Below are 17,635 nucleotides of genomic sequence, written 5' to 3' on the forward strand. Positions count from 1 at the left end.
ATGTCGATGGCTTCCCCAAATGGGATGACCCTAGAGCGTGAGCGTTATGCGGCACCTAGTGGCTCGTGCGATGGATATCCGCGGTTGGACATTGGGACGATAAAGGGGATGTGCGCTGGCCTAGTTAGTGGCCCCACGTTGGGCAGCAATCATCGCAAAATGGCGTTGCCACGCTCGCTTGTTCAGCTCGATGATCGCACATGGCTTGTCACTGATCTGGGCTCGTGGGATCTCCCTCGCGGGGTTGTGTGGAAGCTCGAAAGTCAGCGAGGCGAGGAAGCGATTCTCACTCCACTGATTCGAGACCTGAATCTTCCGCACGCTCTATCAATAGGTCCGGATGGCCTGGCCTACGTAGGCGAAATGAGTCGCATTATTCGATTCGATCCGCGCGCACCAAATCCCGTCGATACGATCGAAGTCGTAGTTGCCGGGCTACCTGACAACAAACTTCACGACAACCGTCATCCATTGTCCAAGTTTGTGTTTGCACCAGACGGCTCATTGCTTGTGAATATTGGTGCACCATCCGATCAGTGCGTGAATTCGCGTGGACAGGCACTTGGAAAGGTCTGCCCCGAAAGCGAAGAGGGTGAGCAGGCGGCCAGTATTCGACGCTATGCGCTGATCTCGCCCGGGCAGTGGGCGCCTGAATATACAGTCCACGTGCGTGGGCTTAGAAACTCTGTTGCCTTGGCCGTCCATGCCTCTGGCACCATCCTCCAAGCTGAGAATAGTTACGACTTCGCCACTCGCTGGAGTCCGTTTGAAGAGCTAAACGTCATTCGTGTTGGTCACCACTATGGCTGGCCCTATTGCGCCGACATGGGAGCTGCCACTCCCGCATGGAAATCAAAGGCGAGTTGGTGCAAGTCGAACGAGCATGAGCGACCAGCGATCTTGCTGCCGCCTCACACGGCGCCGCTGGATATGCTCTGGTACGACGGAGCGATGTTCCCGAGCTTGCAGGGTCGTCTCTTGATGTCATGGCATGGCTATCGATCTGTCGGAGGACGAATTGCTTCCTATGCCGCTGACGAAAATGGGGTTCCGGTCTCTGATAAGGACGCCTCATTTCCGGTCTATGGTGCAAAGGCGCGCCCCTTTGGTGCGAGCCCTGCCGCCACTCCTGTCGTGCTTACACCCGGCTGGGGACTTGTGCCTGGTAAGCGACCCCAAGGGTCGCCAGTTGGTTTGGCGATCGCGAAGGATGGCGCTATCTGGACGACCGATGACCGGGCGGGGCTCGTCATTCGACTCGCACGAGATCAATAAATACTGCGTCCGGCACCGGCACGTGAGGTTCTTGCCCCGCCATCCCATAGCTATAAGCGAGCGATCTCAGGCAGGCTATGGCAGTGCCTGTTGCGCAGGCGCTGGTTCAAATAGTGCAGCTGGCGGGCTTGGGTCGGACAGGGCCAGCGCTAACGAACGAGACTGAGACGATGTGCTTCCAGTGAAGCCCCGTACCAATGGCGCGAGAAACTCTCGCTGTGCTTTGCTTTGCGGCTTGGTCCCGTCACTCCTTGCGTGTACCGCGACGGCGTCGGGACAAGACAGAGCCGAGCTAGGTGATCAGGCGAAGACGCTGGATGCTGTGGTTGTCACCGCACGCCTGGATCGGGTGCCGGCCTTCGAGGTGCCTGCTTCGATCACCACCGTCGAGATCGAAGGACGGAGCGGATTCAACTTGGGGCTCCCAAAGCAGCTTGGTCGGGTCGCCGGGGTGAGCGCGCGGGACCGCCAGAACTTCGCGCAGGACATGCAGTTGTCGATCCGAGGCTTCGGCGCGCGAGCCACGTTCGGCGTGCGCGGCATTCGCTTGTATGCCGACGGCATCCCCGCGACGATGCCGGACGGGCAGGGCCAGGTGTCGCATTTCAGCTTGCTGGGTGGTGGCAGCATCGAAGTGCTGCGCGGCCCATTCTCGGCGCTGCATGGCAACTCGTCAGGGGGCGTGGTGCAGTGGCGCAGCGCTGAGCCGACCCCGGAGCCGGAGCTGCTGGTCCAATCCAGTATTGGCCGGGATGACTACCATGCGCTTGGCGCGCGCCTGCGGGGCACTACGGGCAGCAACGGCTACAACATCGCGGTGCAGGGCTTCGAGACACAGGGCTACCGTGACCACAGCGCGGCGCGGCGCACCCAACTGCACGGCAAGGTCGGGTTCGACTTGGGTGCCGGCGGTACCCTGGACGTCGTGGCCAGCAGACTGGATGCCCCTAATGCGCTCGACCCGTTGGGCCTGACCCGCGCGCAGGTCAGCGAGGACCCGACGCAGGCGACCGCTGCCGCCCACGCGTTCAACACCCGCAAATCGGTGATGCACCAGCAAATGGGGGTGCTGCATACGCTGGCACTAGGTCCCGGGACGCTGCGCACGACGACATCGGCAGGCGAACGCCAAGTGGAGCAGGTGCTGGCGGTCCCGGTCGCCGCCCAAGCGAACCCGCTGAGTGCGGGCGGCGTGATTGCGCTGGCCGACCGCTTCTCCGGGATGGACGCGCGCTGGTCTTGGCAGGGCACCTTGGCCGGCAGAGCTGCCGAAATGACCCTTGGCATTAGCGTCGAGCGGCAGCGGCAACATCGACGCGGGTTTGAGAATTTCGATGGCGCTACCCTCGGCGTGCGGGGTGCGCTGCGCCGCGATGAACGTGGCCAGGTACTGGCCGTGGACCAGTACGCCCAGGCCTGGTGGCATGTCGCATCCAAGTGGTCGATCCTGCTGGGCGCTCGCCACAGCACGGTTCGTTTCCAGGCATCCGACCAGTACGTCACCGCTGCCAATCCTGACGACAGCGGGCGCGTTCGCTACTCGCAAACCACGCCGGTAGCCGGGCTGGTCTACGCACCCGGCGAGAACCTGCGTCTTTACCTGTCGGCCGGGCGCGGGTTTGAAACCCCGACCTTCAACGAGCTCGGCTATCGCGCCGATGGCGGGGCCGGCCTGGCCCTCGATCTGCGGCCGGCCGTCAGCCACAACCTCGAAGTGGGTGGCAAGTGGCGGCACGCCAGTGGGGCGCGCATCGAGGCCGCGTTGTTCCGGACCGATACCAGCGACGAAGTGGCGGTCGCAAGCAATGTCGGGGGACGCAGCACGTACCGCAACGTGGGCGCATCACGGCGTGCTGGTGTCGAACTCATGTTGGATGTGCCAGTCTCGCAGCGGTGGACGTTGCAGGGCACGTACACCGGCTTGGACGCACGCTTCCGCACGGCGTTCCCGATCTGCGCGGCAGCGGGTTGCCAACAGCCGGGCGTGCTCGTTGCCGCCGGAACGCGGATTCCCGGGGTTGCACGCCAACAGTTGCAGGCCTCTGCCCAGTGGCGGAGCGGGGCATGGTGGGCCACGATCGAGGGAAGCGCCGTGGGCGAGGTCTCGGTCAACGACCAGGGCGATGAACGCGCGCCCGGCTACGCACTCGCCAATCTTGCGGCTGGTTGGCGTAGTCGCCTCGCTAACCAGCGAGTGGATACGTTCGTACGCATTGAAAACCTGCTCGACCGCGCGCACATCGGCTCGGTGATCGTTAACGAGGGGAACCGTCGGTATTACGAGCCCGGCGCCGGCCGCGGGATCCAGATCGGTGTGCGCTGGACTTGGGATGCCCCACCTTCACCGTGATGCCACGGCTCCGGGCGTGTTGTTGGCTGATCCACCCACTAGGGCTCGGTACTTGTCCCGTCATCGCGGAGAGATAGCCGTCAGGCGCCAAGGGCTTCCAGCGCCCGACGAGCGAATGAGCGGAATCGCCGGGAACAGATTTCTTTCCCTGATCGATTCCCTGTTATGCGAAGTGGCGATTCGCTAGCTCAGGATGGATGAGCCTGTAAATCCTGTCCTATTCCGGCTTCGGCGACGAAGCGAACCCAGGATTCGCTGAAAATTTCCCTGAAATGGGGAAAAGGGGCAGAGAAGGGTTAGCCCTGGACTGCGTCCACCACCATCCGCCGCCATGCATCACAGGCTGGATTGCCAGCCCAGCGCTTGCGTGCGCGGCGTTCAAGCGGGCGCGAACCGATGGTTCGCAGGCAGCCCGCTTTCACCCATCACAACCCACCATCGCAGAACCTCAACTTGCCGCTTCCAGCGCCGCGATCACCTCGCGCCCATAGCGCTCCAGCTTGCTGGCCCCCACGCCACCGATGCCGGCCAATGCATCGAGGTCGCCCGGGGATTCGATGGCGATGCTGCGCAGGGTGGCGTCGTGGAAGATCACGTAGGCGGGGACGTTCTGCACGCGTGCGGCTTCGGCGCGCCAGGTGCGCAGGGCGATGAAGCGGGCGCTGGCGTCGGCGGGCAGTTCGACCGCGGGTGGCGCGATGCGCGCAGAGCTCTTGGCCTGGTTACGTCGAGATTCGCGCTTCGGCGCTTCCGCGCGCAGTTGCAGGCGGCGTTCGCCGCGCAGCAGCGGGGTGGCCTCGGCGGTGAGTCGCAGTGCGCCATGGCCTTCGATGTCGGGCTCCAGCAGGCCGGCGGATACCAGTTGCCGGAACACCCCGCGCCACTGTTTGGCGTCGAGGTCGCCGCCGATCCCGTAGGTGCTCAGCGACTGATGGCCGAACTGGCGCACCTTGGCGGTGTCCGCGCCGCGCAGCACGTCGATCAGGTGGGCGGCACCGAAGCGCTGCTCGGTGCGATACGCGCAGGACAGCGCCTTGCGCGCGGCCTCGGTGGCATCCCAGGTTGCCGGCGGCTGCTGGCAGTTGTCGCAATGCCCGCAGGCACCCGCATGCGCCTCGCCGAAATAGGTGAGCAGGGCTTGCCGGCGACACGCGGTGGATTCGCAATAGCCGATCAGCGCGTCGAGCTTCGCGTGCTCCAGCCGCTTGCGTTCCTCGCTGGCATCGCCATCGCCGATCATCCGCCGCAACAGCACCGCATCGCCCAGGCCGTAGGCCAGCCATGCTTCGGCGGGGTCGCCATCGCGGCCGGCGCGGCCGGTTTCCTGGTAATAGCCTTCCAGGGATTTCGGCAAATCCATGTGCGCGACGAAACGCACGTCGGGTTTGTCGATACCCATGCCGAACGCGATCGTCGCCACCATCACGATGCCGTCCTCGCGCAGGAAGCGGCGCTGGTGTTCGGCGCGGACGCTCGCGTCCAGGCCGGCGTGGTACGGCAAGGCGCGCAGGCCGCGTTCGGCCAGCATGTCGGCGGTGGCATCGACCTTGCGCCGCGACAGGCAATAGACGATGCCGCTGTCGCAGCGATGGTCGTCGAGGAAATCGAGCAGCTGGCGACGGCTGTCGTCCTTGGCCACCACGGTGTAGCGGATGTTCGGGCGATCGAACGAACTGATGAACTGGCGTGCGTCTTCCAGTGCGAGGCGCTCGATGATCTCGCGTCGCGTCGGCGCATCCGCGGTGGCGGTCAGCGCGATCCGCGGCACCTCCGGCCAGCGTTCGTGGAGCAGGGTCAGTTGGCGATATTCGGGGCGGAAATCGTGGCCCCATTGCGAGACGCAATGCGCCTCGTCGATGGCGAACAGGGCGATCCGGCTGCGTTCCAGCAGCGACAGGAAGCGCGATGTCAGCAAGCGCTCGGGTGCGACGTACAGCAGGTCCAGGTCGCCGTCGACCAATTGCCGTTCAACCTGCGCGGCAGCGCCCGAATCGAGACTGGAATTGAGGAACGCGGCACGCACGCCGAGCTGGCGCAGCGCTTCGACCTGGTCCTGCATCAGCGCGATCAGCGGCGACACCACAATCCCCGTGCCCTCGCGCAGTAGCGCGGGCAACTGGTAGCACAGCGACTTGCCGCCGCCGGTGGGCATCAGCACCAGGGCATCACCACCGGCGAGCACCTGTTCGACGATGTCGCCCTGTTCGCCGCGGAAGCGGTCGTGGCCGAAGACGCGGCGGAGTTCGGCAAGGGCAGGGGATGACATGCGCATAGGGTAACAAGCGAGGCGATCGCGGCCCTGCGAATCGCGGCCGAAACGCGCGTGCATGTTCATCGACGCCGCAGCGCGCGACGTGGCGTTTGGCTCAGGCCTTGGCCTTGGCGATGCGTTTGCGCGGGGTGGCGTGGGCCTTGTTGGCGGCCGGCCGTGGCGCGGGGCTTTTGCCGGGGGCGGCGCGACGGTGCTGCCGGCCTCGTCGCCGTGCAGGGTCATCAGCGATTCCAGCAATTGCTCGTCGGAACTCGAGCACACGCCGAGCAGCAGGGCTTCCTCGCAGCCCTCCGCGGCGATGTAGGCATGGCCCATGTTGGAGTCGATGTACACCGATTCTCCGGCCTGCAACACGATCGGGTCGTAGAACTCGGTGTGGACCTGGATGCTGCCTTCGAGCACGTGGATGTACTCCTCGCCCGAGTGATGCACCAGTTCGCCGAACTCCTCGATGCTCTTCGCGCGCACCCGCGTCAGCACCGGGATCATCCGCTTGCGGCGCAGTTCCGGGCACAGGTAGTAGTAATCGTAGTTGTCGGTGTTGACCCGGATCGCGTCCTCGATGCGGCCGATGCTGCGGCGCGCGGTGACCGGCGGTTCCGGTGCGACCTCGTCCTGTTCGGCGAACAGTTCCGACATCCGCAGTTGCAACCGCTGGCTGAGTTGCAGCAGCTTGTCGTAGCTCAGTGTCAGGCGGTCGTGTTCGACCTTGGACAGGGTCGACAGCGGGATGCCCGACTGCTCGCTCATCTGCTTCAGGGTCCAGCCCTTGCGGGTGCGCAGCGAGCGCAACAGGCCGCCGATGGTGGGGTGGGGCGATGTCATCCGTTCCGGCTCCTTGGCCCGCTTGGCCATGCGGCATGCCGCCGCGGGACCATCATCGCCTCCATGGGCCTGCTTGGGGAAGAGTGGTCCGGATGGGTCGTTTGTCCGTTGACAATTCTCTAATTAGGATCATTAATACCGAATCAGGATCGTCGGTCGTGCCCCGCGCCTGCTTGGCAATGGCGGCGCGACTCTGCGACACCACCACCACAGGCCCTCGGGAGAGGGCGGAGACCCGCACGATGCGCCCCATTCGCACCCTCCTTACCGGCATCCTGTCGGTCGCCCTGCTCGGTCCCGCACTGGCGCAGGCACCCGCACCGGTGGCCCCGGCCACGCCGATCCCGGTGGCGGCACCCGCGACGCCCGTCCCGCCGGCCGACAAGCTCAACGCCGCCGACCTTGAGGCCTGGCTCGATGGCCTGGTGCCCTACGTGCTGGAACAGGCCGACGTGGCCGGCTCGGTGGTGGTGGTGGTGAAGGATGGCCAGGTGCTGCTGGAGAAGGGCTACGGCTACGCCGACCTGGCCGCGAAGACCCCGGTGGATCCGCAGGGCACGTTGTTCCGCCCCGGATCGGTGTCCAAGCTGTTCACCTGGACCGCGGTGATGCAGCTGGTCGAACAGGGCAAGCTGGACCTCGACAAGGACGTCAACACGTACATCGACTTCAAGATCCCGGACTACCAGGGCAAGCCGGTGACCCTGCGCAACATCATGACCCACACCACCGGCATGGAAGAGCAGATCCGCTGGCTGATCGCGACCGACCCGAACGCGGTCGCGCCGCTCGACGCCGCACTCAAGCACTGGGTGCCGGAACGCATCTTCGCGCCCGGCGGCACGCCGGCGTATTCCAACTACGCCACCGCAGTGGCCGGCTACATCGTGCAGCGGGTGTCGGGCGAGCCGTTCGATGCCTACATCAAGCGGCACATCTTCGATCCGCTGGGGATGCAGCATTCGAGCTTCAGCCAGCCGCTGCAGCCGGCGCTGCTGGCGCAGATGTCGAAGGGGTACATCACCGCGTCCGACGGCAAGCCGCAGCCCTACGAGCTGATCAACATGGCGCCTGCGGGCAGCCTGGCCGCGAGTGGCGCGGACATGGGCCGCTTCATGATCGCGCACCTGCAGAAGGGCGAATACAACGGCGCGCGCATCCTCTCCGAGGCGACCGCGGTGCAGATGCACAGCACCGCGCAGGCGTCGGTCGGCCCGCTCAACAAGATGATGCTGGGCTTCTACGAAACCACGGTGAACGGCCATCGCGCGATCGCGCATGGCGGCGACACCATGTGGTTCCACAGCGATCTGCAGCTGTTCCTGGACGATGGCATCGGCATCTACGTGTCGACCAACAGCGCCGGCAAGGACGGCGCGGCGCGCAACGTGCGCGCATCGCTGGTCACCGGGTTCGCCGACCGCTACCTGCCGTTGACGGGCGCGCTGCCCGCGTCCACGGTCGATGCTGCCACCGCCAGGCTGCATGCGCAGCAGGTCGCCGGTGCCTACATGAGCAGCCGGCGGGCGCAGTCCAACTTCATGTCGATCCTCAACGTGGCCGGGTTGGTCAAGATCGTCGCCAACGAGGACGGCACCATCAGCGTGCCGATGCTGACCAAGTTCAGCGGCGCGGCGCGCAAGTGGCGCGAAGTCAGTCCGTACGTGTGGCGCGATGTCGATGGCGGCGATCGTCTTGCCGCCGACGTGGTCGACGGCCAGGTGACCCGCTTCAGCGTGGACGGCCTGGCCGCGATCATGGTGTTCCAGCGGCAGCCGGGCTGGGTGTCGCTGCTGGTGCCGCTGGCGGTCGCGTCGTTGCTCGCGTTGCTGCTCACGGTGCTGGCGTGGCCGGTGTCCGCGCTGGTGCGTCGCCACTACGGCGTGCGCTACGCACTGACGGGCGGCGATGCGCGCAGCCATCGTGCGGTCCGCATCGCCGCGCTGCTGGTGCTGGCGTCGGTGTTGTCGATCCTGTGGCTGGTGGTGTCGATGATGTCCGACCTCAACATGATGACGCCGGACATGGACGGCACCGTCATCGGCCTGCGCCTGTTCGCGCTGGTGATGCTGCCCGTGGGTACGCTGGTCGGCCTGTGGAATGCGAAGAACGTGCTGGCCAGCCATCGCTCCAGGTGGGCCAAGCTGTGGAGCATCGTGCTGGCCATCGCCTTCCTGTCGCTGCTGTGGATCGGCCTGCGCCATCACCTGATGGGCTTCAGCGCCTTCTACTGACCCCTGGTGGCGACGCCGTGCCATGCGGCGTCGCCTCTTTTTTTTCGCGGAGTCCCTCATGTCGTCCCAGCCACGCCTGCGGCTTTCGCTGCGCAACGAGCCGTTGCCGCTCGCCCACCCGTTCCGCATTTCCGGTTACGTGTTCGAGGCGATGCCGGCCACCGTGGTGACGCTGGACGACGGCACCCATGACGGTCGCGGCGAAGCCGCCGGCGTCTATTACCTCGACGACGTGCCGGAGCGCATGCTGGCCACGCTGGAGTCGCATCGCGAGGCGATCGAAGCCGGGCTGTCGCGCGAGGACGCGCGCACGTTGCTGCCGGCGGGTGGCGCGCGCAACGCGCTGGACTGCGCGCTGTGGGAACTGGAATCGCGGCGTGCCGGCGTGCCGGTGTGGAAACTCGCGGGGCTGGACGGCGTGGGTCCGTTGTTGACCACGTTCACTGTCGGTGCCGATGAGCCGTCGGCGATGGCCACTGCTGCCGTCGCGTATGCGCAGGCGCGTGCGATCAAGTTGAAGCTCACCGGCGATGCCGACCTCGATGCTGCGCGCATCGCTGCGGTGCGCGCCGCGCGACCGGAGGTGTGGCTGGGCGTGGATGCCAACCAGGGCTACGTGCCCGACACGCTGCAGCGACTGTTGCCGGCGCTGGTGGCGCAGCGGGTGTCGCTGCTGGAACAGCCCTGCCGACGCGGCTTCGAGACCGATCTCGACGGCATCGACCACGTGGTGCCGATCGCCGCCGACGAAAGCATCCTCGATCTCGCCGAGCTGGAGCAGCGTCACCACCATTTCGACGTGATCAACATCAAGCTGGACAAGTGCGGCGGCCTGACCGAAGGCCTGATGATCGCGCGGCGCGCACGCGAACTCGGCAAGCAGGTGATGGTCGGCAACATGTGCGGCACCAGCCTGGCTGCCGCGCCGGCGTTCGTGCTGGGCCAGTGTTGCGACGTTGTCGACCTGGACGGGCCGATCTTCCTCGCGCGCGACCGCACGCCGTCGGTGCGTTACGACGACGGCATGGTCAGCTGCAGCGACGAGGTCTGGGGTCCGGCGGCAGCCGCATGACCCCGTCGCCCTCCAGCACGCTGATCCCCGCCGACAACGCGTTCGCGCTGCTCGCGGCCTTCTTCGCGATCGCGGTGATCGGCGCATCGCTGGAAAAGACCAGGGTCGGGCGGCGCGTTTCCGGGGTGATGTTCGTCATCGCCATCGCGATCGCGCTGGCGCATTTCGATGTCATCCCGGCCGCGGCGCCCGCCTACGGCCTCATCTGGACCTATCTCGTCCCTCTGGCGATCGCGCTGTTCCTGCTGCGCGCCGACCTCTTCAGCATCGTCATCGAGGGCGGTCGCACGCTGATCGCGTTCTTGTTCGGCGCGGTGGGCGTGGTGGTGGGTGCGTGGCTGGGCGCGAAACTGCTGGACCTGGGCCCGTTCGGCGCACAGTACGCCGCCGTGTTCAGCGCGACCTACGTCGGTGGCTCGATCAACTTCGCCGCGGTAGCCGAAGCCATCGGCTTCCGCGATCCCACGGCGCTGGCGGCGGGCGTGGCGATCGACAACGTGATCGGCCTGTCCTACCTGGTGATGGCCGGTGCCGCGGCATCGTGGGCGCTGTTCACCCGCCGCTTCGCGTGGCGCGCGGATGCCCTGGTCGACGCCGTAGCCGGGGCCGACGAGGCGCAACGCATGCCGACGGTGATCGACCTCGCGCTGGCGCTGGGGCTGGCGTCGCTGGCCTGCGCGGCCGGCAATGCGATCGCCGCCGCGCTGGGGCATTCGAGCTACGCGATCCTCTACATCACGCTGCTGATGGTGGCGATCGCCACGCTGGGGCGCCGTTGGCTGAAGTCGGTCGCGGGGCCGGAGCTGGTGGCCACGCTGTTCATGTACCTGTTCTTCGCGCTGCTCGGCGCGGGCGCGGACATCGGCGCGATGCTCGGCGCGGCGCCGGCGCTGTTCGGCTACGTGTTGATCATCTTCGCCACGCACGTGCTCTTCATCCTGGTGGGTGCACGCCTGTGCAAGCTCAATTACGCCGAGGTCATCATCGCGTCCACCGCCTGCATCGGCGGGCCGCCGATCTCGATCGCCTACGCCGTGCTGTTCGGCTGGCGGAAGCTGGCGGTGCCCGCGGTGGCCACCGGCGTGCTTGGCTATGCCCTGGGGAACTTCGTGGGGATCGGAGTCTTCGAGCTGCTCGCGCCTTGACGGGGCCTGCGCCCGCCTGCAATCGCCCGGGCGATCCGGATGCATCGATTTCCCGGGATCGGGCACGCCGCGTTTTTCCTGCTGCTGGCGGGGCTGGCGGTGATCGTTGCGGGCTTGCTGTGGCGGCTGGATGCGCCAATCAACCGGCACATCTGAATTTTCGTTGATTCTCCATTCAAGTTGACATTTCTCTGATCAGGATCAATATTCCCGATCAGGATCAATCCGGCATGCCCGATACATGGTTCCAAGAGGCCGGGCAGCCACCACGTCGCAGTTTGTTCGGGGAGAACACCATGCACGCATCCACGTCCAACCGCCCGGCGCATCGCACGCCGCTGTCCATCGCCATCGCCGCTGTGCTGGCCTTCGCGGCCGTGCCTGCGTTCGCGCAGGAGGCCGCCGCGGACAGCGCGTCGAATGCGGACGCCGACGCGAAGAAGACCACCGAGTTGCAGTCGGTGGTGGTGACCGCGAACAAGCGGCCGGAGGATGTGCTCAACGTGGCGTCCTCGATCAGCGTGGTCGGCGAGGAGCAGATGCAGAGTCTGGGCGCTGCGCAACTCACCGATTACGCCGCCTACGTGCCCGGCTTGCAGGTGGCCTCCGACGGCACGCCCGGACAGACCAGGGTCAGCCTGCGCGGCATCGCGCCGCTGTCGTCCGGTGCCACCGTGGGCACCTACATCGACGACAGCCCGGTCGGCTCCAACGGCATCTACCAGGCGGCGACGATCTTCATGCTCGACCTGCTGCCCTACGACATCGAGCGGGTGGAAATCCTGCGTGGCCCGCAGGGCACGCTGTATGGCGCGGGTTCGATGGGCGGCCTGATCAAGTACGTGACCAAGGCCCCCGATCTCGTCGAGAGCGAATTCCGCATCGGTGGCGGTGTGTCCTCGGTGGCGGACGGCGGCACCGGCAACAACCTGCGCTTCGGCGCGAACGTGCCGCTGCTGGCCGACCGCCTGGGCATGCGCGTGAGTTATTCGCGCAACAACCAGCCGGGCTACGTCGACAATTCGATCACCGGCGAAGACGACATCAACGAGGTCAGCCAGACCAGCGCGCGCCTGGCGCTGCTGTGGCAGGGCGATGCGTTCAACCTCAAGCTGACCGCGATGCGCCAGGGCATCGACAGCGACAACAACGGTACGGTGTCGCTGGATCCGGCGGATTACTCGCCGCTCGATGGCGAGTCCGATCATCTGGTGTACGTGGACGCGCCGTTCCAAAAGGATGTCGATTACTACGCGGCCACCCTGAGCTGGGACCTTGGTTGGGGCGATTTCACCTCGGCCACCGGCTACTCGAAGATCGACACCCGCGTGCGTCAGGACGTGACCGTCGACTACGGTCGCTTCACCGACCTCGGCCTGGGTCTGCCGTTTCCGGGTGCCTCGTACTTCGACACCCGTCTCGACTTCACCCAGCTGACCCAGGAATTCCGCCTGGCCTCCAAGGCGGGCCAGCGCTTCGACTGGCTGGTCGGCGCGTTCTACAGCAAGGAAAGCGGCGACAACCGCCAGCACATCCAGTTGACCCAGCTCGACGGCAGCGCACTGCCGGATCCGTTCGAGGCGATCGCCGGCGACCTGGCCACGCTCAACTTGCCGACCCGCTACAAGGAACTGTCGTTCTTCGCCAATGCGTCCTACCAGTTCAGCGAGCGCTTCAAGCTGGGCGGCGGCGTGCGCTATGCGAAGAACGACCAGACCTTCAGCCAGGACGTGACCTCGGGCCTGCTGTTGCCCATCGGCAGCAGCCCCAATGGCTCGAAGGAGAACGTGTTCACCTGGAGCCTGGCTCCGCAATTCCAGCTGTCCAAGGACACCCTGCTGTATGCGCGTGTGGCTACCGGCTACCAGCCGGGCGGACCGAACGTGAAGCTGCCGGGCGTGCCGGACCAGGTCGATTCCTCCACGCTGGCCAACTACGAGTTGGGCCTGAAGTCGCTGTTCGCCGACAACCGCGTGCAGGTCGAGTTGGCGGTGTTCCGGATCGACTGGGAAGACATCCAGGTGATCTCGACCTTCGATGGCGCCAGCGGCCTGGTCAACGGCGGCACCGCCACCAGCCAGGGCATCGAGTTCTCCTCGCTGTTCCAGCCAACCGCGAATCTTCGACTTGGCTTCAATGCGGCCTGGACCGATGCCGAATTGACCGAGGACTTCCCGACCCTCGTTGTTCCCTCGGACCCCTACATCGTCAATCTGCTGAGCGGACTGGGCGGCGACCGCATGCCGTACACGCCGAAGCTCTCTTTCTCGGCGACCGCGGACTATTTCATTCCGCTGGGCGGCAACGGCTGGGAAGCGCATATCGGCGGGGGCTACCGCTGGGTCGGCGACCGCGTCAATGGCACCACCGAGCGCGAAGTCATCCTCGATGGCGCGACCATGACCCCGGTGCAGACCACGGTCACCGCGCCGCTCAAGCTGGACAGCTACGGCGCGTTCGACCTGTATGCCGGTGTGTCCAACGACCACTGGTCGATCCGCGCGTTCCTGAAGAATGCCGGCGATCGTCGCGCCTACAGCACCGTCGCCGCGCACGAAAACCAGTTGACCGGCGTCACCGAGGAACTGGTGGCCGCACCGATCCAGCCGCGCACGTTCGGCATCGAGGTCGACTACCGGTTCTGACTCGTCGTTCCCGACGCGCATGCCCTCCGCCCACGCCGCCCGAGCCGACATGACCGAGCCACGTCCATTCCCGGCACAGGCGCTGGCCTTGCCTGGGCCGTACCTGCTGTTCCTGGGCGACACCGTCGAACCGGGCTATGCCAAGACCGCGTTCGGCCTGCGCGACTGGGCACCGGAACGCTGCTTGGGCGAGTTCGCCATCGATGGCGCGACGGTCAGCACCGGCCTTCCATCGATGACCCCCGCCGAAGCGCGCGCGGCCGGCGCACGCGCGCTGGTGATCGGCGTGGCCAATGCCGGCGGCTTCATTCCGCAGGCCTGGCAGGCCGCGCTGGTGCAGGCGATGGAAGCCGGCCTGGATATCGTCAGCGGCATGCACATGCGCCTGCGCGATATCGCGGCGGTTCGCGATGCCGCGGATCGGCTCGGTCGTCGACTCGTCGACATCCGCCAGCCACCGCCGGGCATTCCGGTGGGCAGCGGCCGCAAGCGCAGCGGACAACGTGTACTGACCGTCGGCACCGACTGCGCGCTGGGCAAGAAATACACCGCACTCGCACTCGCGCGTGCATTCAAGGCACGCGGCCTAGACGCCGATTTCCGCGCCACTGGCCAGACCGGGATCCTGATCGCCGGTGGCGGCATGCCGTTGGACGCCGTGGTCGCCGACTTCGCCGCCGGTGCCGCGGAGTTGCTGTCGCCGGATGCCGATGCGGCGCACTGGGACGTCATCGAAGGGCAGGGCTCGCTGTTCCATCCGGCCTACGCCGGGGTGTCGCTGGCCTTGCTGCATGGCAGTCAGCCCGATGTCATCGTGGTCTGCCACCAACCCGGGCGATGCGGCATGCTGGGGCATCCGGGGTATGCGCTGCCCAGCATCGAGGACGCCATCGAGATGACACTGGCGCTGGGCCGACGCACCAATCCCGGCATCCGCTGCGGCGGAGTGAGCCTCAACACCTCGCGCCTCGACGCCACCGACGCGGCCGCGCTGCTGGCATCGGAAAGCGCGCGTCTTGGTTGCGTGGTGGCGGATCCGATCCGCGGCGGCGCAGCGTTCGAGCGACTGGTCGACGCCTGCCTGGCATGAACGCCAAGCCGCCGGGCTGGTTCCAGCGCTACCTGTTGCCGGGCCTCGCTTTCAAGGCGGTGGTGATCGGCGGCGGTTACGCCACCGGCCGCGAGCTCGCCGAATTCTTCCTGCCCAGCGGCCCGCGCGGCGGCGTGATGGGCATGCTGCTGGCGATGCTGATCTGGAGCGCGGTGTGTGCGGCCACCTTCGCGCTGGCGCACGCGGCGCGCGCCTACGACTACCGCAGCTTCTTCCGCCTGTTGCTTGGCCCGGCATGGCCGGCGTTTGAAGTCGCGTACATGGTGTTCATGGTGTTGCTGCTGGCGGTGTTCGGCGCGGCAGCGGGCAATGTCGCCAACGCGATGTTCGGCTGGCCGCTGCTGGCGGGCACGCTCGGCCTGATGCTGGCGGTCGGCGTGACCACTGCCTTCGGCAGCCAGTCGGTGGAACGGTTGTTCAAGTGGGCGTCGGTGCTGCTCTACGCCGTGTATGCGGTGTTCCTGGTGCTGGCGTTGTCGTCTTTCGGCGGGCAGGTGGTGGAACGCTTCGGCACGGTGCAGGACACCAAGGGCTGGGCGATGGCCGGCATCACCTACGCCAGTTACAACGTGATCGGCGCTGTGGTGATCCTGCCGGTGGCGCGCCATTTCCTGCGCCGGCGCGATGCGGTGGTCGCAGGGGTCATCGCCGGCCCGCTGGCGATGCTGCCGGCCTTGCTCTTCTTCGTCTGCATGGCCGCCTGGTATCCGACGATCGGCAACGAAGCGCTGCCTTCCGATTTCATGCTGCGCAAGCTGGACATGCCGGTGTTCCACCTGCTGTTCCAGGCGATGATCTTCGTCGCCCTGCTGGAAAGCGGAGTGGGCGTGGTGCATGCGCTGAATGAACGCGTGGCCGTTGCGTGGGAAGCGCGTCGCGGCGTGGTCATGCCGCACGCCGCGCGCTTCGCGCTGGCGGCGGTGCTGTTGACCGGCTCGATCTTCGTCGCCGACTACTTCGGCCTGGTGGCGCTGATCGCGAATGGCTATCGCGCTCTCGCCTGGACCTTGCTGGCCTTGTTCGTGCTGCCGTTGTTCACCGTGGGCCTGCGTACCCTGCACCGGGTCGGCCCGCATCCCCGCATGACGCAAGAGGACGCTTCACCATGACTGTCTGGCGCCGTTTCCCGCAGGCCGCAGCACTTGCCTTGCTGCTGATCATTCCCGCCGCGGTGCTGGCGGAAGTCCCCGCGAACTTCGATGCGCGTGTGCTCGAAGCGATGCGCACGCATGACGTGCCGGGCATGGCGATCTCGATCGTGCAGGACGGCAAAGTCGTGCATGCCCGCGGCTACGGCGTGCGCATGTTCGGTGGCAGCGAACCGGTGGATGCCGACACCATCTTCCCCACCGGCTCCACCGGCAAGGCGGTAACCGCCGCGGCGCTGGCGATCCTGGTGGATGAAGGCAAGTTGGGCTGGGACGACAAGGTCATCGACCACCTGCCCGATTTCCGCATGCACGACCCGTGGGTGACCCGCGAGATGACCGTGCGCGACCTGCTGATCCATCGCAGCGGCTTGGGACTCGGTGCCGGCGATCTGCTGTTCATCCCGCGCACCTCGCGCAGCCGCGCCGACATCGTGCGCGCGCTGCGGCACATCAAGCCCGCCACCAGCTTCCGCAGCGGCTACGCGTACGACAACATCCTCTACATCGTCGCCGGCGAAGTGGTGGCTTCGGCGAGTGGGCAGTCCTGGGAATCCTTCGTCCGCGAACGCATATTCAAGCCGCTGGGCATGCGCACCGCGGTCAGCGACGAGGCCGATCGCTTCGCCACCGCCAATCGCGCGCAGCCGCATGCGCGGCTGGATCCGCGCCTGCGCGGGCTGGGCAAGCAACAGGTACTGCCGGAGCGCGAAGGACTGGGCCAGGTCGGTGCCGCAGCCGGCGGACTGTCGTGGAGCGCGAATGACGCCGCACGCTGGCTGCAGGTGCAGCTGGCGTTGGGCGCGTCGCCTGAGGGCAAGCGTGTGTGGAGCGAGGCGTCCGCGCGGGCGATGTGGACGCCGCAGGTGCCCATCGCGATCCAGCCGTATCCGACGCCGATCACCGACATCACCCCGCAGTTCTCGAACTACGCGCTGGGCTGGAATGTGCAGGACTATCGCGGCGTGAAAGTGGTGCAGCACGGCGGCGCGGTGTTCGGCGTGCTCGCCTTCGTGGTGCTGGTGCCGGAGCGCAACCTGGGCATCTCGCTGATGATGAATGCCGAAGACGTGGGCGTGATGCGCGGCCTGGGTTACGAACTGCTCGACCACGCGTTGGGCATGGAGCCGCGCGACTGGGTGGCGGCATTCGATGCCTGGAACAAGCAGCGACTCGCCGGTGGACTGGCTGCACTCGAGGCGGTGGGTACGCAGGCGCGCAAGGATTCGCGTCCCTCGCTGCCTCTCAGCGGTTATGCCGGTCGCTACGTCGATGCCTGGTACGGATCGATCGTGGTCGATACGCGGGCTGGCGCGCTGCGGATGGACTTCACGCATACGCCGAACATGGCCGGCACCTTGCGCCACTGGCAGTACGACACGTTCCGGGTGGACTGGGAGGATGCCTCCTTGGAGCCGGCCTACGCCACCTTCGCGCTGGACGCCGAGGGCAAGGTGGCGCGGATCACGATGAAGGCGGTCTCGCCGCTTGCCGATTTCAGCTACGACTACCACGACCTGCTGTTCACCCCGATGGCGGCCAAACCGTGAGTCATCGC

The 17,635-nt window shown here is 66.4% G+C and carries 10 protein-coding genes and 1 pseudogene; 9 read left to right on the forward strand and 2 right to left on the reverse strand.

Annotation, left to right across the window (positions count from 1 at the left end; all coding sequences use genetic code 11):
* The first annotated feature begins 159 nt into the window (after positions 1-159).
* Together H9L16_RS08515 and H9L16_RS08520 are read left to right on the forward strand one after the other, a co-directional pair.
* A complete protein-coding gene (locus tag H9L16_RS08515) occupies positions 160-1,275 on the forward strand; it encodes a PQQ-dependent sugar dehydrogenase (protein WP_223158129.1) in 1,116 nt (371 codons plus the stop codon).
* Positions 1,276-1,456: 181 nt separating this feature from the next.
* The gene (locus H9L16_RS08520) at positions 1,457-3,625 is read left to right on the forward strand and encodes a TonB-dependent receptor family protein (RefSeq protein ID WP_425507186.1); all 2,169 of its coding nucleotides are present in this window, start codon (positions 1,457-1,459) and stop codon (positions 3,623-3,625) included.
* Between the two features lie 448 nt (positions 3,626-4,073).
* Here H9L16_RS08520 and recQ read toward each other — a convergent pair whose 3' ends face one another.
* Both recQ and H9L16_RS16005 read right to left on the reverse strand, forming a co-directional pair.
* Positions 4,074-5,891 (reverse strand): DNA helicase RecQ, encoded by a 1,818-nt coding sequence (recQ, locus tag H9L16_RS08525; RefSeq protein WP_189375927.1) that lies wholly within the window; start codon positions 5,889-5,891, stop codon positions 4,074-4,076.
* Between the two features lie 333 nt (positions 5,892-6,224).
* Positions 6,225-6,752: pseudogene (locus H9L16_RS16005) on the reverse strand (helix-turn-helix domain-containing protein); the annotation flags it as partial.
* Between the two features lie 212 nt (positions 6,753-6,964).
* On the opposite strand from H9L16_RS16005, the gene H9L16_RS08530 reads away from it, so the two are divergent.
* The 7 genes from H9L16_RS08530 (at position 6,965) to H9L16_RS08560 (ending at position 17,627) form a co-directional block, all read left to right on the forward strand.
* Positions 6,965-8,956, forward strand: coding sequence for a serine hydrolase domain-containing protein (locus H9L16_RS08530; protein WP_187551316.1), 1,992 nt, complete (start codon positions 6,965-6,967; stop codon positions 8,954-8,956).
* Positions 8,957-9,014: 58 nt separating this feature from the next.
* On the forward strand, positions 9,015-10,028 hold the full coding sequence (locus H9L16_RS08535) for a dipeptide epimerase (protein ID WP_187551317.1): 1,014 nt from the start codon (positions 9,015-9,017) through the stop codon (positions 10,026-10,028).
* Positions 10,025-11,173: a DUF819 family protein gene (locus H9L16_RS08540; protein ID WP_223158130.1), complete on the forward strand. Its 1,149-nt coding sequence runs from the start codon at positions 10,025-10,027 to the stop codon at positions 11,171-11,173. The genes H9L16_RS08535 and H9L16_RS08540 overlap by 4 nt, the downstream gene beginning before the upstream one ends.
* Positions 11,174-11,469: 296 nt before the next feature.
* Entirely contained in the window at positions 11,470-13,818 is a 2,349-nt protein-coding gene (locus H9L16_RS08545) for a TonB-dependent receptor (protein ID WP_187551318.1), read from the forward strand.
* 49 nt (positions 13,819-13,867) lie between these two features.
* Entirely contained in the window at positions 13,868-14,908 is a 1,041-nt protein-coding gene (locus tag H9L16_RS08550) for an N-acetyltransferase DgcN family protein (RefSeq protein WP_187551319.1), read from the forward strand.
* The gene (locus tag H9L16_RS08555) at positions 14,905-16,038 is read left to right on the forward strand and encodes a YkvI family membrane protein (protein WP_187551320.1); all 1,134 of its coding nucleotides are present in this window, start codon (positions 14,905-14,907) and stop codon (positions 16,036-16,038) included. Before H9L16_RS08550 ends, H9L16_RS08555 begins: the two co-directional genes overlap by 4 nt.
* Positions 16,035-17,627 carry a serine hydrolase gene (locus H9L16_RS08560; protein ID WP_187551321.1) on the forward strand — a complete coding sequence of 531 codons (1,593 nt, stop codon included), beginning with the start codon at positions 16,035-16,037 and terminating at the stop codon, positions 17,625-17,627. Before H9L16_RS08555 ends, H9L16_RS08560 begins: the two co-directional genes overlap by 4 nt.
* Positions 17,628-17,635: the final 8 nt, after the last annotated feature.

It is taken from the genome of Thermomonas carbonis (assembly GCF_014396975.1).
Taxonomy (GTDB): Bacteria; Pseudomonadota; Gammaproteobacteria; order Xanthomonadales; family Xanthomonadaceae; genus Thermomonas; species Thermomonas carbonis.